Source organism: Ruegeria sp. BB7, assembly GCF_056539365.1.
In genome coordinates this window covers 54,966-74,662 of the sequence record NZ_JBQFUV010000004.1, presented here as the reverse complement: position 1 = coordinate 74,662, position 19,697 = coordinate 54,966, and the positions used below count along the sequence as shown (strand labels likewise).

The 19,697-nt window shown below is 59.2% G+C and carries 18 protein-coding genes; 10 read left to right on the top strand and 8 right to left on the bottom strand.

What is annotated here, in order from left to right:
- Positions 1-29: 29 nt before the first annotated feature.
- The gene (locus tag ACR0D7_RS09540; protein ID WP_480678810.1) at positions 30-716 is read left to right on the top strand and encodes a rhomboid family intramembrane serine protease; all 687 of its coding nucleotides are present in this window, start codon (positions 30-32) and stop codon (positions 714-716) included.
- Here the strand turns inward: ACR0D7_RS09540 and murJ are convergent, their stop codons facing one another.
- Genes murJ through ACR0D7_RS09525 form a run of 3 tightly spaced genes read right to left on the bottom strand, consistent with a single transcriptional unit; the run spans position 717 to position 6,206 of the window.
- Positions 717-2,258 carry a murein biosynthesis integral membrane protein MurJ gene (murJ, locus tag ACR0D7_RS09535; RefSeq protein WP_480678809.1) on the bottom strand — a complete coding sequence of 514 codons (1,542 nt, stop codon included), beginning with the start codon at positions 2,256-2,258 and terminating at the stop codon, positions 717-719.
- Positions 2,255-5,074: a [protein-PII] uridylyltransferase gene (locus ACR0D7_RS09530; RefSeq protein ID WP_480678808.1), complete on the bottom strand. Its 2,820-nt coding sequence runs from the start codon at positions 5,072-5,074 to the stop codon at positions 2,255-2,257. Before ACR0D7_RS09530 ends, murJ begins: the two co-directional genes overlap by 4 nt.
- Entirely contained in the window at positions 5,034-6,206 is a 1,173-nt protein-coding gene (locus tag ACR0D7_RS09525) for a penicillin-binding protein activator (RefSeq protein ID WP_480678807.1), read from the bottom strand. Before ACR0D7_RS09525 ends, ACR0D7_RS09530 begins: the two co-directional genes overlap by 41 nt.
- 88 nt (positions 6,207-6,294) lie before the next feature.
- On the opposite strand from ACR0D7_RS09525, the gene rsmI reads away from it, so the two are divergent.
- The 3 genes from rsmI to gshB all read left to right on the top strand — a co-directional run bounded on the left by rsmI (position 6,295) and on the right by gshB (position 8,519).
- Complete coding sequence (gene rsmI, locus ACR0D7_RS09520; RefSeq protein WP_480678806.1) at positions 6,295-7,152, top strand: 16S rRNA (cytidine(1402)-2'-O)-methyltransferase; 858 nt, start codon at positions 6,295-6,297, stop codon at positions 7,150-7,152.
- A gap of 1 nt (position 7,153) precedes the next feature.
- Complete coding sequence (locus tag ACR0D7_RS09515) at positions 7,154-7,525, top strand: YraN family protein (RefSeq protein ID WP_480678805.1); 372 nt, start codon at positions 7,154-7,156, stop codon at positions 7,523-7,525.
- A 61-nt stretch (positions 7,526-7,586) separates the two neighbouring features.
- The gene (gene gshB, locus ACR0D7_RS09510; RefSeq protein ID WP_170573918.1) at positions 7,587-8,519 is read left to right on the top strand and encodes a glutathione synthase; all 933 of its coding nucleotides are present in this window, start codon (positions 7,587-7,589) and stop codon (positions 8,517-8,519) included.
- On the opposite strand, the gene ACR0D7_RS09505 is transcribed toward gshB, so the two are convergent.
- Genes ACR0D7_RS09505 through cobU form a run of 4 tightly spaced genes read right to left on the bottom strand, consistent with a single transcriptional unit; the run spans position 8,516 to position 12,115 of the window.
- Entirely contained in the window at positions 8,516-10,030 is a 1,515-nt protein-coding gene (locus ACR0D7_RS09505) for a YifB family Mg chelatase-like AAA ATPase (protein WP_480678804.1), read from the bottom strand. The genes gshB and ACR0D7_RS09505 overlap by 4 nt on opposite strands.
- A 45-nt stretch (positions 10,031-10,075) precedes the next feature.
- Positions 10,076-10,960, bottom strand: coding sequence for a glutathione S-transferase N-terminal domain-containing protein (locus ACR0D7_RS09500; RefSeq protein ID WP_480678803.1), 885 nt, complete (start codon positions 10,958-10,960; stop codon positions 10,076-10,078).
- Positions 10,961-11,018: 58 nt separating this feature from the next.
- Entirely contained in the window at positions 11,019-11,597 is a 579-nt protein-coding gene (locus ACR0D7_RS09495) for a histidine phosphatase family protein (RefSeq protein ID WP_480678802.1), read from the bottom strand.
- Entirely contained in the window at positions 11,594-12,115 is a 522-nt protein-coding gene (gene cobU / locus ACR0D7_RS09490) for a bifunctional adenosylcobinamide kinase/adenosylcobinamide-phosphate guanylyltransferase (protein ID WP_480678801.1), read from the bottom strand. Before cobU ends, ACR0D7_RS09495 begins: the two co-directional genes overlap by 4 nt.
- Positions 12,116-12,215: 100 nt before the next feature.
- Between cobU and ACR0D7_RS09485 the strand changes: the two genes are divergently transcribed.
- From ACR0D7_RS09485 to ACR0D7_RS09460, 6 genes are all read left to right on the top strand, one after another.
- Positions 12,216-13,094 (top strand): RNA polymerase factor sigma-32, encoded by an 879-nt coding sequence (locus ACR0D7_RS09485; RefSeq protein ID WP_170385941.1) that lies wholly within the window; start codon positions 12,216-12,218, stop codon positions 13,092-13,094.
- Positions 13,091-13,906 carry a ChaN family lipoprotein gene (locus ACR0D7_RS09480; protein WP_480678800.1) on the top strand — a complete coding sequence of 272 codons (816 nt, stop codon included), beginning with the start codon at positions 13,091-13,093 and terminating at the stop codon, positions 13,904-13,906. The genes ACR0D7_RS09485 and ACR0D7_RS09480 overlap by 4 nt, the downstream gene beginning before the upstream one ends.
- Positions 13,907-13,969: 63 nt before the next feature.
- Positions 13,970-15,166, top strand: coding sequence for a bifunctional phosphopantothenoylcysteine decarboxylase/phosphopantothenate--cysteine ligase CoaBC (gene coaBC / locus ACR0D7_RS09475; protein ID WP_480678799.1), 1,197 nt, complete (start codon positions 13,970-13,972; stop codon positions 15,164-15,166).
- Positions 15,167-15,181: 15 nt separating this feature from the next.
- Positions 15,182-15,637, top strand: a complete 456-nt coding sequence (dut, locus tag ACR0D7_RS09470; RefSeq protein ID WP_480678945.1) for a dUTP diphosphatase — start codon at positions 15,182-15,184, stop codon at positions 15,635-15,637.
- Positions 15,637-16,683 carry a HesA/MoeB/ThiF family protein gene (locus ACR0D7_RS09465; protein WP_480678798.1) on the top strand — a complete coding sequence of 349 codons (1,047 nt, stop codon included), beginning with the start codon at positions 15,637-15,639 and terminating at the stop codon, positions 16,681-16,683. Before dut ends, ACR0D7_RS09465 begins: the two co-directional genes overlap by 1 nt.
- A gap of 57 nt (positions 16,684-16,740) precedes the next feature.
- Positions 16,741-18,756, top strand: coding sequence for a M3 family metallopeptidase (locus ACR0D7_RS09460; RefSeq protein WP_480678797.1), 2,016 nt, complete (start codon positions 16,741-16,743; stop codon positions 18,754-18,756).
- Here ACR0D7_RS09460 and ACR0D7_RS09455 read toward each other — a convergent pair.
- A complete protein-coding gene (locus tag ACR0D7_RS09455) occupies positions 18,753-19,685 on the bottom strand; it encodes a 2-hydroxyacid dehydrogenase (RefSeq protein WP_480678796.1) in 933 nt (310 codons plus the stop codon). The two genes, ACR0D7_RS09460 and ACR0D7_RS09455, sit on opposite strands and share 4 nt — an antisense overlap.
- Positions 19,686-19,697 lie beyond the last annotated feature (12 nt).

Sequence of the window (19,697 nt, the reverse complement as noted above, 5' to 3'; positions counted from 1 at the left end):
GACGTCAACAGCCGCGAAAGGCCAGCCCAATGAGCAGTGAGCATTATACACCCGCCGTGAACCCTCTGCCGCCTGTTGTGGTGGCTTTGACCCTGTTCATCATGGGAGTGGAGCTGGCCTTTACTTTGGGCACTCGCGGGTTGATCGGAGGCCCGTCGGCTGTGGGTTGGCGGCTGGACGCGTTGCAAAGCTATTCCTTCTCACCCGATATCTTTGACTGGATGATGCAGAACGGGCGCTGGCCAATCGAGCATGTGATCCGGTTCGTGACCTATCCATTCGTGTCGGGCACGTTCACGCAGGCCGTGTTTGTCTGCGTTTTCCTGCTGGCAATGGGCAAGATGGTGGCCGAAGTCTTTGGCGGGTTCCAGATGCTGCTGATCTTTGTACTGTCCGGTGTGGGCGGAGCGTTGGCTTACGCGCTGCTGCTGGACCCCAATTACCCGCTGGTCGGAGGTTTCCCCCCTGTTTATGGCCTGATCGGCGCTTTCACCTGGTTGCTATGGCGCAAGCTGTCGCTGGTGGGGGAAAACCAGTCACGGGCGTTCAGCCTGATTGCGATACTTATGGGCATCCAACTGGTGTTCGGTCTGCTGTTTGGTGGGACATCCGATTGGGTGGCCGATCTGGGCGGTTTTGCTACCGGGTTTGGCCTGTCCTTCTTTTTAGCTCCGGGGGGATGGGCTCGGATTGTCAGCCGCATTCGTCGTGACTGATCATGAGCGGCGCAGGGCGCGTTTGAACTCGGACAGCTTAAACGCACCCAATAGATGGCCCAGTGCGAAATAGCTAAGGGCGGCGACTGCGATCAACATCAGAAGTGCCAGATATCGCCACCCCGCCATTTCCAGCGCCCACCCGAACAGTTGGATGGCGGCAAACAGAACGACCCCCATCCCTAGCGAGGCTGCCACGATACGCCCGGCGCGTTGGCGGAACCGGGTATCGAACCGGGCCTCGTCGCCCATCCCGCGCGCGCCGACGGCCAGCAGCGCCACCATGGCCCAGCCTGCAGCTGAGGCGGCGATGGCTGGGGCGATCCAGCCCACCAGCGGATAAAGACCGAAGGCCAGACCTGCATTGATGACCATGGCCACCACCGCATAGTGGAACGGAGACCGCGTATCCTCGCGTGCGAAATAAAGCGGTTGCAGCAGTTTTTGCAGCATGAAGGCGGGCAGTCCAAGACCATAGACAGCGACAGCCAGTGCGGTGGCTGCAGTATCCTCAGCGCTGAACTGCCCACGTTCGAACAGGACCGAAACCAACGGGTTTGGAATGATCAGGAACGCCACAGTCGAGGGCAAGGTCAGCAACAGCATGAACTCTCCCGCGCGGGAAAAGGCGTTTCGGGCTCCTTCTTTGTCATCGGCGCGCAGGCGGCGCGACAAGTCGGGCAGCAGGACAATACCTATGGCGATCCCGACAACGCCTAGGGGCAGCTGATACAGGCGATCCGCCGCAAACAACCAGCTGACCGCCTTTTCAGTTTTCGAGGCAACAAGTTGCCCCACCACCAGATTGACTTGCGTCACCCCCATTGCCAGGGCGGCGGGCACAGCGATACGAACCATATTTCGCATTTCAGGCGTAAGGCGCGGCCAACCTACGCGGATGCGGATGCCAGCACGTTCGGTGGCCACCCAGACCAGCGCCAATTGAGCGACGCCGGCAATGGGAATAACGGTGATGAGCCAGCGAATGACCTCACCCCCAGACATCGCGCCTGCGATCAGGGCTGTGCAGGCGAAGATGTTCAACAGAACCGGTGCCGCCGCTGCCGCCGCAAAGCGACCTGTCGCGTTCAGAACCCCGGAAAAGAGGGCGGCCAGAGACATGAACAGGATGTAGGGAAAGACGACATAACCATAGTCCACGGCTAGATCGAAACGCTCGTCGCCGTAGAACCCCTCGGCCGTTAGCCACACGAGGCCGGGCATGAAAACCATCGCCAGACCTACCAAGGCCAATACGGCCGCGGCCAGCAGGTTGAAGGCATCCTGCGCAAAGCCTTGCGCGTTCTCGTCGCCTTCCAGACGTTTGGAAAACATCGGCACAAAGGCGGCATTGAACGCGCCCTCGGCAAAGAACCGGCGAAACATGTTGGGCAGACGGAAGGCGGCGACGAAAGCGTCCATCACCGGCCCCGGACCGATATAGGCTGTCAACAGGATTTCCCGCAGAAAACCAAGAATTCGGCTGGCCAGTGTCCAGAACCCAACTGTGAACAGGCCCGAAAATAGACGTATCTGCTTCATGAGGCCGCGCGCTCGGCGCCTTCGGTTATGGCCTTGCGCAGCTTGTCCTCGAGCGTGCGCTGCTTGCTGTCTGCATAGTATTTTAGTCCGAACATGTCTTTGACATAGAACGTGTCCACGACTTGCTCGCCATAGGTCGCGATCACCGCATTGGCGATATAGACATTGGCTGCAGCCAGCGTCCGGGTCAGATCATACAGCAGGCCGGGACGATCGCGGGTATCGACCTCGATGATCGTGTAAATCTCCGATCCGTCATTGTCGAAGGTGATATGGGTCGGGACATTGAAGGCGCGCTCGCGTTTCTTGATCTTGTCACGTGATTTTAGCGCATCGCGGGCCACCACCTCGCCCTTCAGCGTTTTGTGGATCATCTGAGTCAGGCGCGGCAGGCGGCTGGTCTCGAACGGGTGCCCCTCGGCATCCTGAATCCAGAACGCATCGGTTACATAGCCATCCTTGGTGGTATAGCTGCGCGCGTCCACCACGTTGGCCCCGATCAGTGCCAAAGCCCCCGCAATCCGCGCAAAGATACCGGGATGGTCGCCCATCGCGAAACAGGCGCGGGTGGCGTCGCGATCTTCGTCCGGATGCATGCGAATCTCCACCTCGCCCGGATCACCGCTGTTTTCCAGCGCCCGCAGCATTTCGGCAAACTCTACATGGGTCGACAGGTTCAGGCCCTGCCAATAGGGCGGATAGTGCCGACTGATTTCCACCTTGAGATCTGATTTGGACCAGCCTGACAGTTCGGCTCGCAATGCCTTTTTGGCTTCGGCACCGCGATTGCTGCGGTTTAGGTCTTCCATCCCGGTCTCAAGCGCGCGCTTGGTTTCGGCATGCAGGGCGCGCAGCAAGGTGGCTTTCCAGTTGTTCCAGGTGTTTGGACCCACCCCGCGTATGTCGCAGACTGTCAGCACTGTCAGCAGGTCCAGCCGTTTGACCGTTTTTACAGCCTTGGCGAAATCGCGCACGGTGCGCGGGTCAGAGATGTCTCGTTTCTGCGCCATATCCGACATCAACAGATGATAGCGCACCAGCCATTCCACCGTTTCCGAATCCGCCTTGCTCAACCCCAGACGGGGCGCAACCTTGCGGGCGATCTTCGCACCCAGGATCGAATGGTCTTCGGGGCGGCCCTTGGCAATGTCGTGCAGCAGTAACGCTACATACAGAACCTTGCGATTGACCTCTCCTTTTAGGATCGACGAGGCCAGCGGCAGCGACTCGACAAGTTCACCCCGTTCGATCTGTGCCAGATTGACGATGCACTGAATGGTATGCTCGTCCACGGTATAGCTGTGATACATGTTGAATTGCATCATCGCCACGATGTGCTCGAACTCCGGCAGGAAGGCCGACAGCACGCCAAGTTCATTCATCCGCCGCAGGGCGCGTTCGGGATTGCCGTGTTTCAGCATCAGATCAAGAAAGATACGCTGCGCCTCGCGGTTTTCACGCATATCTTCGTCGATCAGGTTCAGGTTGGCGGTCACCAGCCGCATGGCGTCCGGATGAATCAGCATGCCGGTGCGCAAACCTTCCTCGAACAGGCGCAGCAAGTTCAGCTTGTCTGACAGGAACGTGTCCGGGTCGGCCACGTTTAGCCGACCATGTACAACCTTGTAGCCTGCTTTGATCCGCCGACGTCGGCGAAAAATCCTTTCAAGCAGGGCCTCGCCCTTCACATGTTGGGCTTCTAGCTTGGTCAGGAAGATGCGGGTCAGCTCACCCACATAGGTTGCCTCGCGGAAATAGCGCTGCATGAACACCTCGACCGCGCGTCGGCCAGCCCGATCTTCATAACCCATCCGGTTGGCCACCTCGACCTGCAGATCAAAGGTCAACTGCTCAGTCGCACGCCCGGTGACCAGATGCAGATGCGACCGCACCGCCCACAGGAAATCTTCGGCTTTGACGAAAGTCTTGAATTCGTCGCGCGTGAACAGGCCCAGCGGAACAAGCTCGGCCACGTCCTGAACGCCATAGACGTATTTCGCAATCCAGTAGAGCGATTGCAGATCGCGTAGCCCGCCTTTGCCCTCTTTTACGTTGGGCTCGACCATATAGCGCTGGCCCTGCTTTTTGTGACGTTCGTCGCGTTCCTGCAGCTTGGCTTCGATGAATTGCCGCTCGCTCCCATTGAACAGATCGGATTTCAGGCGGCTTTCCAGATCGGCTGCAAGCGCCATATCCCCGGCCAGATAGCGCTGCTCCAGCATGGCGGTGCGGATGGTAAAGTCTTCGGTGCCTAACCGCAGGCAATCCTTGATCGTACGGGATGAGTGACCAACTTTCAGCCGCAAATCCCAGAGGATATAGAGCATGGATTCAATCACGCTCTCGGCCCAAGCGGTGATTTTGTAGGGGGTCAAGAACAACAGGTCGACGTCTGACGCAGGTGCCATTTCTCCGCGCCCGTATCCGCCCACGGCCAGCACTGCGATCTTTTCACCCTGCGTCGGCGTGGCCAGCGGGTGCAAATATTCACCTGCAACCTTCATGGCGGTGCAGACCAGCCCGTCGGTCAGGTAGGTGTAAGAGCGGGTCAGGGCGCGCGCCTCGAATGGGCGCTTGGCAAAGGCATCGGCAATGGCCTGACGCCCGGTCTTTTGGGTGGCACGCAAAATCCGCACGGTCTCATTTCGCCGCGCGGCATTGTCTGTTGTGGTGTCAAAAGCGTCCGACAGCTGCGCCAGAACAGCGGCACTGTCGAAAATTTCATCGGCTGGGCAGATCAACTCACCCCTTGGGGTGAGCGTCAGGCCCGTTTGATCAGAAACCAGCGCCTGAGAAGCTTTGTGGGGCAGGGTCAATAACTACTACCTGTTTATTCTGGATCGTGGCGACAGCCAGACCGCGTTCGTTGGTGCCGTTCGGATGCAGACGGAAGATACCGCCAACGCCCTGGAAACCGGCGTTCTGTGTCAGCGCCGCCGCTGTCAGCGCATTGGATTTGCCCTGGCTCACCAGCGCGGCGATTGCTGCAATACCGTCATAGGCCAGCCCGCTAATCGGATGAGGCGCCTCGCCATAGGTGTTGTTATATCGCTGGCGATAGGCTTGGGCCTTGGACGGGTCCGGCAGTGCGAACCAGCCACCCTGTACGCCCGGCAGTTCCAGTGTCTGCGCAGGAATATCCCAGCGCGTCAGGCCAATGAACTGAGTATTCGTCGGCGAGACGCCCGCTTCGGGCAGCAGTTGTGTGAACAGAGGCAGTGCGCCAGCCGTGGTCGATGTCAGGAACAGGGAATCCGCACCCGACGCGTCTACGGTTGCTTTGACTGAGGGAACCGAGTTGATGACGCCTTGTTGTGAACGGTCATAGCCCACCGATCCGGCATTGTTCACGCGGCTGTTGGCAAGCGCGTTGGCAATGGCTGATTGACCCAACTGACCCGCAGCATCGTTACTGTGAACGATAACCATGTTTGATTTGCCGCGCGATCCCGCATAGCTGACAAGACGGTTGGCTGTATTGTCGAAAGTCGGTCCAAGCACAAACACATTGCCGCCTGCAATGCTGGTGTTGTTCGAGAAGGACAATACGTTGACGTTGCTGCTCAGTGCCGCAATGCCAGCAGAATTTGCAGCCTGCGCATAGACCGGACCAAGTATGATTTTCGCGCCATCTGCCACCGCCTGCTGCGCAACCGCCGCCGCTGTATTCGAGCTGCCTCGCGTGTCATAGACCCGCAGGTCTATCTGAACATTCTGCAAATCTGACATGGCTAGCCGTGCTGCGTTTTCCAGACTGCGCGCCAATGCTTCATCCCCGGCCTGTCCTGAACCTGCAGGGACCAGCAGGGCAACTGGAACGGGGTCGGATGCATTGATCGACGGCCCTCCGCCGATGGTGCCGACATCACATGCTGCCAGAAATGCGGCGGTGGTCAAAACGGCGGCGGTGCGCGCCAGTTTGCGAACGGGCTTGCAAACGGTAAACATCTGAATGAAAACTCCCTGTCCCGGCGGTTTGAGAAGCCGCCAATGTATTGGGTCGCGATAATAAACGTCACGCTGTGAGGGTCCAGCTTTGAATTTCCAAAAAGTCAGATTGGGCGCTGGCCTGTATTTTGTTGCCACTCCGATCGGTACGGCGCGCGACATTACGCTTAGGGCGCTGGACGTGCTTGCCTCGGCAGATGTGATTGCTGCCGAGGACACCCGCAGCCTGCGCCGGTTGATGGAAATTCACGGTGTTCCTTTGGATGGGCGGCGTATCCTAGCCTATCACGATCACAGCGGTGCCGGGGCACGTGGGAAAATTTTGGATGCGCTGGCCGAAGGGAAATCTGTTGCCTATGCGTCTGAGGCGGGAATGCCGCTGATTGCCGATCCGGGCTATGATCTGGGGCGGCAGGCGGCTGAGGCCGGGTATGTCGTAACCTGCGCGCCGGGCCCTTCGGCGGCGTTGATGGCATTGACGCTGGCAGGCCTCCCCACCGATGCGTTCTTTTTTGCCGGGTTTCTACCCAACGCATCCGGTGCACGTCGGTCGCGGATCGAGACCCTGCGCGACATTCCCGGCACGCTGGTGTTTTACGAATCGCCCAAACGCGTGGCCGCGTGCCTTTATGATCTGGCCAAGGTGCTGGGCGAAGACCGTTCCGCCGCGCTGTGCCGCGAACTGACCAAGAAATTCGAAGAGGTTCGGCGCGGGTCTTTGGGTGACCTCGCCGCTGAATTGCAGGGTCAGACGATCAAAGGTGAGATCGTCCTGCTGGTGGATCGCGGCCATTCGGAAACTGTTAACGAATCTGACGTAGAAGAGGCTTTGAAACGGGCCTTGGAAACCCATTCGGTGCGGGACGCGGCGGATCTAGTGTCGCAGATGTATAAGCTGCCGCGCCGACCAATCTATCAGAAGGCTCTGAAACTGGGAAAGGGATGACATGACCGCAAGATCCGTTCGCAGTTCGGTTTCCTTTTACGCCGGACAGGCAGCGGAACAGCAGGTTGCGGCGGATTACGAAAGGCGTGGTTTCTTTATTGCGCACCGTCGCTGGCGCGGATCGGGCGGAGAGATCGACCTGATTGCCCGTAACGCGGATGGAATCGTTTTCATTGAGGTCAAGAAAAGCAGCAGTTTCGACATGGCGGCCGCTCGGATCTGCCAGCGTCAGATCGCCCGGATTTGCGCTTCGGCGGCGCAATTTCTGGAACACGAACCCGGCGGACAGCTGACAAATGTCCGGTTTGATGCGGCTTTGGTGGATGCGACCGGTGCCGTTCAAATCATCGAAAACGCGTTCGGTCAGGCTTGATCCCCATTGAACCCCCGGCCCCGCTGGGCCATGTATCTGGCGTGAAACTGAGGGACACGCCATGAAAATCGCCTTTCAGATGGACCCGATCGGGGCCGTGGATATCAATGCAGACAGCTCATTCCGTCTGGCCGAAGAGGCGCAGGCGCGTGGGCACACGTTGTTTTTCTACAGCCCGGATCAGCTGGCCTATCAACAAGGGCGGATCACCGCGCGCGGACACGACATGAAAGTGCAACGCGTCGCCGGCAACCCCGCTGAACTGGGTCCGGAACGCGAGGTTGATCTGACCGAGTTCGACGTGGTCTGGCTGCGTCAGGACCCTCCGTTCGACATGCACTACATCACGTCGACGCACCTGTTGGATCGCTTGAAAGGGCAGACATTGGTGGTCAACGATCCGTTCTGGGTGCGCAATTACCCCGAAAAGCTGCTGGTTCTGGATTTTCCCGACCTGACCCCGCCGACGACGATTGCGCGTGATCTGCAGACGATAAAGGCGTTTAAGGAAAAACATGGCGACGTGATCCTGAAACCGCTTTACGGCAATGGCGGCGCTGGGGTTTTCCGGTTGGATGCGAATGACCGCAATTTGACTTCGTTGCATGAGCTGTTCACCGGATTTTCGCGAGAGCCGCTAATCGTCCAGAAATTCCTGCCCGATGTCAGCAATGGCGACAAGCGGGTGATTCTGGTGGATGGCGAGGCCGTGGGCGCGATCAACCGGGTTCCTGCTGCTGGTGAGACGCGATCAAACATGCATGTGGGTGGTCGTCCTGAAAAGATCGACCTGTCCCAGCGGGATATTGAGATTTGTGCCGCGATTGGTCCTCTGTTGAAGGAAAAGGGGCAGGTGTTTGTCGGGATCGATGTGATTGGCGATTACCTGACTGAAATCAATGTCACCTCGCCAACCGGCATTCAGGAGTTGGAGCGGTTTGACGGCGTAAACATCGCCGAAAAAATCTGGCAGGCGATCGAGGCCAAGATTTAAGTCGCGACCTTGGCGCTGATTCGAAAACTCAGCGCCTCGGCCACATGCGGGCGGCGGACATCTGGTGCTCCGTCCAGGTCCGCAATCGTGCGCGCCACCCGCAGGATGCGGTGAAAGGCGCGCGCCGACAGGCCAAACCGTTCTGCAGCTTTTAGCAACAGTTCTTTGCCTTCAGCATCCGGCGCAGCGATTTCTTCCAAAACTGTACCCTCAACATCTGCATTCTGGCGTGTTCCCGGTGTGTGGGTGAACCGTTCGGCCTGAATAGCACGGGCCTGTTCGACGCGGGCCGCGACGGTGGCAGAACTATCCCCGGATGGCGGCAGATCAAGGTCGGTGAACCCAACGGGCGGCACCTCGATTCGCAGGTCAAACCGGTCCATCAACGGGCCTGATATACGGGACAGATAGTCCTCTCCGCAAACAGGTGCGCGGGAACAGGCGCGGGCCGGATCAGTGAGGTATCCGCATTTGCAAGGGTTGGCGGCAGCCACCAACATGAAGCGGCAGGGGTATTTCACGTGGGCATTGGCGCGGGCGACCATGACCTCTCCGGTCTCAATTGGCTGTCGCAGGGTTTCCAGCACCGTACGGGGGAATTCCGGGAACTCATCCATGAACAATACGCCATTATGGGCCAACGAGATTTCACCCGGTTTTGCCCCTTTCCCCCCGCCCACGATTGCAGCCATCGATGCCGTGTGGTGGGGTTCGCGAAACGGGCGGGTGCGACTGATGCCACCTTCGTCCAGCAATCCGCACAGCGATTGAATCATAGAAGTTTCCAGTGCCTCAGTCGGCGTCAGCGGTGGCAGAATACCGGGCAGGCGCGCCGCCAACATGGATTTGCCGGAACCGGGTGTCCCGATCATGATCAGGTGATGGCGTCCGGCCGCGGCGATCTCCAACGCGCGTTTGGCCCTTTCCTGCCCTTTTACATCGCGCAGATCGCGGGCGCTGGGCGCTAGGTTTACCTCGCCAGGCTGGGCAGCAGGTAAAGGTGACTGGCCCGAGAAATGCCGCACCACATCGCCCAATGAGCCGGCGCCAATTACCTGTGTGGCATCGACCCAGGCGGCCTCGGCGCTAGAGGCGCGCGGGCAGAGCAGTGATCGATCCTCGGCAGCGGCAGTCATCGCGGCGGGCAGGGCACCGACAACCGGTACCAGCGAGCCGTCCAATGACAGCTCACCCAGCGAAACAGCGCCTTCGGCAGCGTCGGATGGGATGATTTCCAGCGCGGATAACAGCGCGACGGCGATGGGCAGGTCGAAATGGCTGCCTTCTTTGGGCAGGTCGGCGGGCGAGAGGTTGATGGTGATCCGTTTCGAAGGCAGCGCAATGGCCATGGAACTTAGCGCGCTGCGGATACGGTCGCGGGCCTCGGACACTGCCTTGTCAGGCAGACCGACAATGGAAAAAGCGGGTAGGCCCGGCGAGACGGCGCATTGCACCTCGACCGGGCGGGCATCGACGCCTTGGAAGGCAACTGTGTGGGAGCGGGCGACCATGAACGACCTTTTTAGTTAACAGGTCGTTGCTGCCATGGGCGCGGTTTAAGAATGGTTAACAGCGCTGGCCATTTCGGTGAATTTCGGCCACGCAGCGGGGTCCGCGACAGTTTTGTCACGGCAGAATTGATTGCAAAAGCCCCAACGCTGCCCGTTCAGTTCCAGAAAATGTGAGACCGGTTTGCCGGAATAGGGGCATGCGTCGTTAACCGAAGATCCGCCTTCGATCGGGCGTGCGTCGGATTGGCCGCCAATTGGCCAAGTCTTAGATGGCAGATCCAGCGCATATGGGAATGGTTCATAGGTCACCGTCATCCCCATCGCGCGCCATTGGCGCACTGTTGGGTCGGATAGCAATTCCAGACAATAATCTTTATTGGCCTCGGACACCGGCAAGCCATAGCCAATAATCCGTGCGGCGACTGGCGTGAAAAACACGTCCGCCAGAGAATATTCGCCAAAGAGCGGGCCGGTTTCTGAACCGGATACGGCGCGAGCATGGGCCCAGAGCGTTTCGATCCGTTCCAGATCAGCCCGGGTCTCAGGTGACGGGGTAAACCCCTGCCAGCAATGCATCAACTGCATCGGGCATTCTGCACGTAGGGTGTTGAACCCGGCCACCATTTCGGCGCAAAGCCACCGAGCGGTTGCGCGGGCGGAGGGGTCTTGCGGCCACAACCCGGCCTCGGGGTGGTTTTCGGCCAGCGTCTCTGCCATGGCGAGGCTTTCGCCCACTACGGTGCCATCGGGCAGGCGCAGGGCGGGGACAAGGCGCGCCGGGGCGAGCGGCTTCATATCCTCGGCCATAGTGCCGGAATAGAGACCGATCATCTGGCTTCGATAGGGCAGGCCGAATTTTTCCAGCATCAGCCAGCCGCGCAAGGACCAACTGGAAAACAGGCGGTCTCCGATAAACAAATCATAAGTCATGTCACGAGGATGGCGTGGTGTGACCGTTCAGTAAATCAGTGATTTGTGCGGGATGTGATCACGGGCAGTGATTGATCCGCCCCACCGACCAGCGATCACCACGATGGGTTATGTCCGTGACCGAGAGGTTGTCGATGCGATGACTGAACGCCTCAAAGGCCGTAAGTCCAAGAGCACGCTGAACTTGGGTCAGGATCACGCCGAAATGGGCGACAACAATCAGATCGCGCCCGGAATGATCTGCGATTAATTGATCGATCACGGCATCGACGCGGCTGCGTACCTCATTCCAGCTTTCGCCGTTTGGGGCGCGCACGTCGCCGGGGTTGTCCCAATAAGCAAAGGTCAGCTCGGGGTCTTCGGCCTCGATCTCTTTGAAACCGCGCAACTCCCAAGTACCGAAATGGATTTCGCGCAGATCGCGATGATGCGGCAGGCGTTGGCGTTTACCCTGAATGGCCGTAGCAGTGTCGGCGGCGCGTGAAAGGTCGGATGAGATGACCAATGCCTTGGCAGGCAGGTGGTCGTACAGGCGTGCAATGGCGGCGTGATCGCTGAGGTCGGCCGGAATGTCGGACCATCCGATCATGGTCTTAGCATGTGTCGGCCCGTGCCGGACAAGATGCAGGCGGGTCATGGCAGTTGCCCTTTCAGCACCAATGGTAGCCCAGCGATGACTTGCACAGCCAGATCGGCCTGCGCTGCCAGTGCGATGTTCAACCTCCCCTGCGCGTCGCGGAACCTGCGGGACAAGGCGTTGTCTGGGACAATACCATGGCCGACCTCGTTCGAGACTATCACAATCGGCGCGCGGCATGATTTCAATGCCTGCAACAGGTTGGCTTGCTCCTGTTCCAGATCGTTTCCGGCCAGCAAGTGATTGGTCAGCCACATGGTGGCGCAGTCGATCAGGCAGATATCGTCGGGGGTTAGATTGCCCAAAGCCGGGCCAAGGTCCAATGGTGCCTCGATGGTTTCCCAGCCCTGCCCGCGCTGGGCAATGTGGCGTTGAACCTTTTCGCGCATCTCGTCATCAAACACTTGTGATGTGGCAAGGTAAATTCGATTTTTACCTGATGAAACAATCAATTGTTCGGCAAATGCCGACTTTCCCGAGGCCGCACCCCCCAACACAAAGGTTAAATCCGGATACACTATAATTACCTTTCTTATGATCCACCCGGTTTTGTTCTGCGTATCGACCATAGATCGGCAAGGCAAGCCCAGCCCGCGCCAGTGAAAAGGGGAGATTTCAATGGCACTCGACAATGCAAACGATTTCTCGATGTCGCGGCAAGCGATGAAGGCCGAATTGCTGGACGCGGAGACGGAATTGAAACTAGCTTATGCGTGGCGTGATGAGCGTGACGAAAAGGCATTGCATCGACTCATTACAGCTTACATGCGTTTGGCGATTTCCATGGCGGCCAAGTTCAAACGCTATGGCGCGCCGATGAATGACCTGATCCAAGAGGCTGGTCTGGGCTTGATGAAGGCGGCGGACAAGTTTGATCCCGATAGGGGCGTGCGCTTTTCGACCTATGCGGTCTGGTGGATCAAGGCGAGCATTCAGGATTATGTGATGCGCAATTGGTCAATGGTACGGACCGGGTCGACCTCATCCCAGAAATCGCTGTTTTTCAACATGCGTCGGGTTCAGGCGCGTTTGGAGCGCGAAGCCGCAAGCGATGGGATGGATCTGGATCGCTATCAGTTGCACCAGATGATTGCCGCCGAAATTGGCGTGCCGCTGCGCGATGTGGAAATGATGGAAGGACGCCTATCTGGTTCCGACTTTTCACTGAACGCCGTACAATCGGCCGACGAAGATGGGCGCGAATGGATTGATGCGCTGGAAGATGAGCGGGAGCAGGCCGCCGAGACAGTCGAAAATAGCCATGACACAGAACAGTTGCGCGAATGGTTGGTGACGGCGATGCAGGCGCTCAGCGACCGCGAAAGGTTTATCGTGCGCGAACGCAAGCTGCGTGAACCCATACGGACCCTTGAAAGTCTGGGGCAGGAGCTTGGCCTGTCCAAGGAGCGTGTGCGCCAGATAGAGGCAGCGGCATTTGTTAAAATGCGCAAGAGTCTTGAAGCTCAATCGCGTGAGGTGCAACACTTCATCGCATGAAACATCTTGCGATTCTGCTTTGCGCACTTGCGGTTATGGCCAGCCCCGGCCATGCCGATGATCTTATCCCCGATGATATTCTGTCCGCGATGACTTCGGCGGACGTGGTGATTCTGGGTGAGGTGCACGACAATCCTCAGCACCATGTTATTCAGGCCGAGGCGTTAAAGGCTGTGAAACCCTCTGCCGTCGTGTGGGAGATGGTGACCGAAGAAGGTGCGCAACGTCTTGCGGATAAGGCTGTATCCGACCCCGAGGAGCTTGCGCGGATTCTGGAATGGATCGAATCCGGCTGGCCGCCGCTCAGCATGTATTACCCGGTCTTTCAGGCTTCGGACGCGCCGGTATATGGCGCCATGGTTCCGCGCGCGGCCACCCGTGCCGCGATGGAGCGGGGCGCAGCCACCGCCTTGGGTGCGGATGCGGCGCGTTATGGTCTGACCGTTCCGCTACCAGCCGAGGAGCAAGCCGCGCGCGAGGCCGATCAACTGGCCGCGCATTGCAATGCGATGCCAGAAAGTGCGTTGCCGCAGCTGGTTGCTATTCAGCGTCTGCGCGATGCTGTGTTGACCCGAGCGATCCTTCGCGCGACCGATGAGACAGGCGGACCGGTTGCGGTGATAACCGGCAATGGTCACGCGCGAAAAGATCGGGGCATTCCGACATTTCTGTCCCGGCTGCGTCCAGGGCTGAAAGTGTTTGTGCTGGGCCAGTCCGAGGACGGTCTCATCGAGGGAGAATTCGATGCCGTGATCGACAGTCCGACTATCGAACGCGAAGATCCTTGCTTGGCGTTTCAGACATCCAATTAACCGCTGGAACTGTCCGCCCCCCTTGCCTAATGTCGGGGCCGACCGGGACAGGAAGGGTTCAACATGCTGGCATCGAAACGCATTCTGCTGATCATTGGCGGTGGGATCGCAGCCTATAAGTCGCTGGATATGATCCGGCGGCTGAGGGAACGCGGCGCGTCTGTGACGCCTGTTCTGACCCGCGCCGCCGAAGAATTCGTGACGCCCCTGTCGGTATCGGCGTTGGCTGGAGAAAAGGTCTATTGCGATCTGTTTGATCTGACGGATGAGGCAGAAATGGGCCATATCCAGCTGTCGCGCTCGGCCGATCTGATTGTCGTTGCCCCTGCGACCGCCGATCTGATGGGAAAGATGGCAGGGGGATTGGCTAACGATCTGGCCTCGACCCTGTTGATGGCCACGGATACGCCGGTTCTTTGTGCACCCGCGATGAACGTGCGGATGTGGGAACATCCTGCGACGCAGCGAAATCTAAAACAGCTGCAGGCGGATGGCGTTCGTTTTGTTGGCCCCAATGAAGGCGACATGGCGTGCGGTGAATACGGCCCCGGCCGCATGTCTGAATCGCTTGAGATCGTTGCGGCGATTGAAACAGAGCTGGGTGGCGGTCCGCTCAACGGCAAGCGCGTGCTTGTGACCTCGGGGCCGACGCATGAACCTATCGACCCGGTGCGCTATATCGCCAACCGCTCGTCTGGGGCGCAGGGAACAGCCGTGGCGCGGGCGTTGGCTACATTGGGCGCTGACGTGACCTTTGTGACCGGCCCGGCAGACGTTCCCCCGCCTGAGGGCGTCCGGGTTGTGCCGGTTGAAACCGCACAGCAAATGTCTGATGCGGTGGATGCTGCACTGCCGGTTGATGCGGGCGTGTTCGCCGCAGCCGTGGCGGATTGGCGGGTAGCCAGCGCCTCGGACAAGAAATTGAAGAAAAGCCGTGATGGGATGCCGACACTGGAATTTGCCGAGAACCCCGACATCTTGAAACGCATCTCGCATCTCGAAACCGGACGTCCCCAATTGGTCGTCGGCTTTGCCGCAGAAACAGACAATGTAGTTGAACATGCCACCGCGAAACGGGGGCGCAAAGGGTGCGATTGGATCGTGGCCAATGATGTCAGCCCGGCAACCGGGATAATGGGCGGCTCCGAAAACGCGGTGATCCTGATCTCGGACGAGGGTGCCGAGGAATGGCCGCGCATGGGTAAAGATCAAGTCGCCCAGCGTTTGGCGCAAAAGATCGCCGATGCGCTGACCAGCTAGACAAGAGGAACAATGATGGTTGCAATTCGTGTGATCCGCGAGGAGGGCGCTGATCCGTCGGTGCCTTTGCCGTCTTATGAAACAACCGGGGCAGCCGGCGCGGATGTGCGGGCGAACCTGCCAGATGGCGTGTCGATCACACTGGAACCTGGTCAGCGTGTCTTGGTGCCTACTGGTTTGCGGATCGAAATTCCTCAGGGGTTCGAAGTGCAGGTTCGTCCTCGTTCGGGTCTTGCGCTGAAACACGGCATCACATTGCCCAATACACCCGGCACCATCGACAGTGACTATCGTGGTCCGCTGGGGGTGATAGTCCTGAATGCGGGTCAAGAGGTGTTCGAAATCACCCATGGCGAACGCATCGCCCAACTGGTCGTGGCCCCTGTTGTACAGGCCTCGTTCCAAGCGGTTGAAGCGCTCAGTGAGACCACGCGCGGTGTGGGTGGTTTCGGCTCGACCGGGCGCGGCTGATGCTGCTGGTTTTGATCCTCGCCGCAGCCCTGTGGGGCGTCGGCTATTTGGCGGGCGTTTCCCGGTCGGCACGCGTAACATCGGTCGCTGTTCTGTTGCTGGGGGTGATAACGGCCCAATTGCTCCTTCCCGATGGGCATCCTTTGCGCGAGGCGACCGGCGGCTCTGCGGCGATGTGGCTGATACTGGGCGGCACTGCGCTACTGGTACTGCTTTACGGACATATGCTGAAAGCGTTGCGCAGTCGCGCCGCTCCAGCCTCAGCTCAGGAGCCCGCAATGCCATCCGAGAAATTCTCCGAAGCCGAACTGGAGCGCTACGCTCGCCACATCGTTCTGCGCGAATTGGGCGGTCCGGGTCAGAAAAAGTTGAAAAAGGCGCGGGTGCTGGTGATTGGTGCCGGAGGGCTCGGCGCGCCCGCGCTGCAATACCTGGCCGCTGCAGGCGTGGGCACAATTGGCGTGATCGACGATGACGAGGTCGAGAACGCAAACCTTCAACGGCAGGTGATCCACCGCGATGCGGATATTGGCATGCCCAAGGTGTTCTCGGCCCAGCAAGCCATGCAGGCGCAGAACCCCAATGTCACCGTCCTGCCCTATCACCGTCGTCTGACCGATGAGATCGCCTCCGACCTGTTCGCTGATTTCGATCTAATGCTCGACGGCACAGACAATTTCGACACCCGCTATCTGGCCAATCGTACGGCGGTAGCGCTGGGTAAACCGCTGATCTCAGGTGCACTGTCACAATGGGAAGGTCAGCTGAGCGTTTTCGATCCGGCCAACGGTGCACCCTGCTATCAGTGTATCTTCCCCGAAGCTCCGGCGCCGGGTCTGGCGCCGTCCTGTGCCGAGGCCGGGGTGATCGGCCCTTTGCCCGGTGTGGTCGGATCGATGATGGCGGTCGAAGCAATCAAGGTGATCACCGGAGCCGGTCAAGCCCTGCTTGGGGAAATGCTGATCTATGACGCGCTTTACGGTGAAAGCCGTAAGATCACTTTGTCCCGTCGCGCCGATTGTCCGGTTTGTGGCGCTGGGTCGTAGTCCCGCTCTGGATCATCCGGTCTACCGTTCCTAATTCTGTGGTCAAAGGAGACTTCTATGACCAATCCGATCTTGTCCGACTGGACCACACCGTTTGAAATTGCACCTTTTGCCGACATAGCCGACGAAGATTTTGCCCCCGCTCTGGATCAGGCAATGCTGGCCCATAATGCTCAGATCGATGGGATTGCAGGAAATCCGGACGCCCCCACTTTCGCAAATACGATCGAGGCACTTGAGGCCGCAGGCGAGCAGATGGACAAGGTTCTTTCGGTGTTTTTCACCGTTGCCGGGGCCGATAGTAACCCGGCCCGCGAAGCGCTGCAGCGCGACTTCTCGCCCAAATTGTCGACGCATTTTTCGGGCATCTCGTCGAACAAGGCGCTGTTTCAGCGCGTGGCCGACCTGTGGGGCCGCAAGGACAAGCTGAACCTGACAGATGAACGGGCCCGCGTATTGATGCTGACCCATCGCGGTTTTGTCCGCGCAGGTGCGGCGCTTGAAGGCGACGAAGACGCTAGGATGCAGGAGATCAAGGCGCGTTTGGCTTCGCTGGGGACGTCTTTTACCCAGAACCTTCTGGCGGATGAACGCGACTGGTCCATGGACCTGTCCGAGGATGATCTGGAAGGTCTGCCGGATTTCGTAGTGGATGCCGCCCGCGCCGCAGGAAAGGACAAGGGTGCAGATGGCCCGGTTGTGACCTTGTCACGTTCGTTAATTGTGCCGTTCCTGCAATTCTCGCCACGCAGAGACTTGCGCGAAAAGGCCTACCGAGCCTGGACCGCGCGTGGGGCCAATGGCGGCGAGACCGACAACCGCGAGATTGCATCCGAAATCCTGCAGCTGCGCGAAGAGCGGGCCAAGTTGCTGGGCTATGACAGCTTTGCTGCTTTCAAACTGGAAACCGAAATGGCGCGCACGCCTGACAAGGTGCGCGATCTGCTGATGCAAGTGTGGGAGCCTGCCAAATCACGGGCCGATGCGGACGCTGAAATTCTGGCTCAGTTGATGCAGACGGATGGCGTCAGCGGCCCATTGGAAGCGTGGGATTGGCGCTATTATGCTGAGAAACGGCGAAAGGCCGAGCACGATCTGGATGACGCAGTGCTGAAGCCCTACCTGCAGTTGGACCGGATGATTGAGGCTGCCTTTGCCTGCGCGCACCGTCTGTTCGGGCTAGAGTTTGCACCGTTGGATGTCCCACTCTATCACCCCGATTGCCGCGCGTGGGAGGTGACGCGTAATAGGCAGCATATCTCGGTGTTCATAGGGGACTATTTCGCGCGAAGCTCAAAACGGTCTGGTGCGTGGTGCAGTGCGATGCGGTCGCAGGCCAAGTTTCCCAAGGTGCAGGCGCCGGTCGTGATCAATGTCTGCAATTTCGCCAAAGGCGACCCGGCGTTGCTGTCTTATGACGACGCCCGGACCCTGTTCCACGAGTTCGGCCACGCCTTGCATCAGATGTTGTCCAATGTGACCTATGAAAGCATTTCAGGTACCAGCGTTGCGCGTGATTTCGTCGAACTGCCCAGCCAGCTCTACGAACATTGGCTGGAGGTCCCCGAGGTTCTGGCCGAATTCGCCACTCATGCCGATACCGGTGAGCCGATGCCGCAAGAGATGCTGGAGAAGGTGCTGATGGCGGCCAATTTCGATCAGGGGTTCCAGACGGTGGAATATGTCGCCTCGGCGCTGGTGGATCTGGCCTTCCATGATGGCGACGCGCCGGCCGATCCGATGGCGAAACAGGCCGAGGTTCTTACAAGCATCGGGATGCCAAATGCGATCGGCATGCGCCACGCGACCCCACATTTCGCGCATGTGTTCGCGGGTGACGGCTATAGCTCGGGCTATTACAGCTACATGTGGTCCGAGGTCATGGATGCCGACGCCTTTGCCGCCTTTGAAGAGGCGGGCGGCGCATTCGACCCCGAACGCGCCAAGGCGCTGGAAGAAAATATTCTGTCCACCGGTGGCTCGCGCGAAGCCGAGGAGTTGTACCTTGCTTTCCGTGGCCGGTTGCCGGGGGTTGAGGCGCTGCTGAAAGGGCGCGGCCTGATCGCGGCCTAGTATCCCAAATTGCGATCGACGAGGTGCAGGAACGGTTCACCTGCCTCACCTCGTCGGATGTTCTCGCAGATCACCTGTGCCGCTGTTTCTGGCCGGGTTTCTGATGCGATATGCGGGGTGACCGTTACGTTCGGATGCGTCCAATAGGGGTGATCCGCGGGCAGAGGTTCCACCCGGAAGACATCCAGCGTCGCGTGGCCGATCTGGCCAGAGTTCAGTGCCGCCAACAGGGCATCATCGTCAATTAGAGGGCCACGCCCGGGGTTGATGATGCGCGCGCCCTTGGGCATCAGCGCCAGTGTTTCGGCATTCAGTGTGTTTTCAGTGGCGGGCGTGCCCGGCAATAGCAGTACCACGATCTCGGCCTGTGACAGGGCGGCACGCAGCCCGTCTGCGCCATGCACACATGTGACGCCGGGAATATCTTTGGCCGAACGGCTCCAGCCCGTGACGTCAAAGTTCAGGGCGGCCAACGTGCGGGCGGCAGCCTTGCCAAGCGCTCCGAGACCCAGAATGCAAACCTTGCGCTCGGTCGCCAGCGGCGGAATTTCGGGGTTCCAGACACCATCCTGAACTTTAATGTGCTGATCCATCCCAAGGTGATAGCGCAACACGTGGCCGACAACCCATTCGGTCATGCCCTGCGTCAGGCCGTGGTCTACCATCCGCGCAAGTGGTACGGTCAGGGTCTCGTTGCCCGCGATTTTCTCAACCCCCGCCCAAAGGCTCAGTACGGCCTTGAGACGCGTATAGGGTGAGAAATCAAGCAGCCCTCCGTTTGGTGCATAGACGATATAGTCAACCTGATCGGGGTCGACGTCGGTGCCGAGTTGAAATTCCAGCCCCGCATCTGTCAGGTATTTGGTCAGCAGTGGTTCGTATACTGGCCACAGTGCAGGGCGCGCGGAAAACAGGATGTTTACGGTCATGGCGGACCTTTC

Coding starts and splice junctions, on each gene's coding strand:
- ACR0D7_RS09495 (WP_480678802.1), bottom strand. CDS start 11,597: ATGACCCGCCTGCATCTTGTCCGGCACGGGCCGACACATGCTAAGACC.
- coaBC (WP_480678799.1), top strand. CDS start 13,970: ATGCTGGCATCGAAACGCATTCTGCTGATCATTGGCGGTGGGATCGCA.
- ACR0D7_RS09485 (WP_170385941.1), top strand. CDS start 12,216: ATGGCACTCGACAATGCAAACGATTTCTCGATGTCGCGGCAAGCGATG.
- ACR0D7_RS09455 (WP_480678796.1), bottom strand. CDS start 19,685: ATGACCGTAAACATCCTGTTTTCCGCGCGCCCTGCACTGTGGCCAGTA.
- gshB (WP_170573918.1), top strand. CDS start 7,587: ATGAAAATCGCCTTTCAGATGGACCCGATCGGGGCCGTGGATATCAAT.
- ACR0D7_RS09540 (WP_480678810.1), top strand. CDS start 30: ATGAGCAGTGAGCATTATACACCCGCCGTGAACCCTCTGCCGCCTGTT.
- ACR0D7_RS09500 (WP_480678803.1), bottom strand. CDS start 10,960: ATGACTTATGATTTGTTTATCGGAGACCGCCTGTTTTCCAGTTGGTCC.
- murJ (WP_480678809.1), bottom strand. CDS start 2,258: ATGAAGCAGATACGTCTATTTTCGGGCCTGTTCACAGTTGGGTTCTGG.
- ACR0D7_RS09480 (WP_480678800.1), top strand. CDS start 13,091: ATGAAACATCTTGCGATTCTGCTTTGCGCACTTGCGGTTATGGCCAGC.
- ACR0D7_RS09515 (WP_480678805.1), top strand. CDS start 7,154: ATGACCGCAAGATCCGTTCGCAGTTCGGTTTCCTTTTACGCCGGACAG.
- ACR0D7_RS09525 (WP_480678807.1), bottom strand. CDS start 6,206: ATGTTTACCGTTTGCAAGCCCGTTCGCAAACTGGCGCGCACCGCCGCC.
- ACR0D7_RS09465 (WP_480678798.1), top strand. CDS start 15,637: ATGCTGCTGGTTTTGATCCTCGCCGCAGCCCTGTGGGGCGTCGGCTAT.
- dut (WP_480678945.1), top strand. CDS start 15,182: ATGGTTGCAATTCGTGTGATCCGCGAGGAGGGCGCTGATCCGTCGGTG.
- ACR0D7_RS09505 (WP_480678804.1), bottom strand. CDS start 10,030: ATGGTCGCCCGCTCCCACACAGTTGCCTTCCAAGGCGTCGATGCCCGC.
- ACR0D7_RS09460 (WP_480678797.1), top strand. CDS start 16,741: ATGACCAATCCGATCTTGTCCGACTGGACCACACCGTTTGAAATTGCA.